General features: G+C 63.3%; 1 protein-coding gene. It reads right to left on the minus strand.

Annotation, left to right across the window (positions count from 1 at the left end; translation table 11 throughout):
• The coding region (gene pqiC / locus ACK3CV_RS25295; RefSeq protein ID WP_060431837.1) for a membrane integrity-associated transporter subunit PqiC at positions 1-539 on the minus strand (539 nt) is incomplete at its 3' end.
• Positions 540-611: the final 72 nt, after the last annotated feature.

The raw sequence follows: 611 nt of genomic DNA on the forward strand, positions 1-611 counted from the left end.
GCGATAGCCTGAGCTTCCTGCTGCCAGCCCTGCGCCAGGGTGCGCACCAGGGCATCATAGCCGTCCTCGCCCTGTTTCAATTCCAGGCTGAAAGGCCGTTTGATCAAACGCCCCTGGCGGTTCAGCACCCACTCGCCGCGAACGATCGCCTTGCCGTCAAAACGGCCGTGGAAGCCGCTGACGGTGACGTTGAGCACATCCTGATCGCTACTCATCGGCTGCGAAGAGACCACCCAGCCCGGCAGCGCACTGCTCAGGTTGGTGACCAGCGTTTGCTGCAGCTGCTGGTCGAGCGGGCTGGCCCACAGATTGTTCTGCGCTATCACATACTGCACGTCGTTGGTCTGATACACCACGCCGCTCTGCGCCAGATAATCCGCCACGCTCACGTGCTCCAGCCACAGCTGGCGCGTGGAGGCGCCGCTGCTGCCGGCCGCGGCCGGCGCACCCAGCGCCGGCAACTGATAGTAGGTCTTCTGTGGCGAACTGCTGCAGGCGCTGAGCAACAGCGCCAGGGCTACCGGGATCCATTTCATCATTTCGTGGCCTTCTTCGGCTGAGGGTCAGTGCTGCCGGCGGCTTCAAACACCAGCGCGTTGCTCTTCTCATTC

Source organism: Serratia sp. TSO36 (assembly GCF_057808395.1).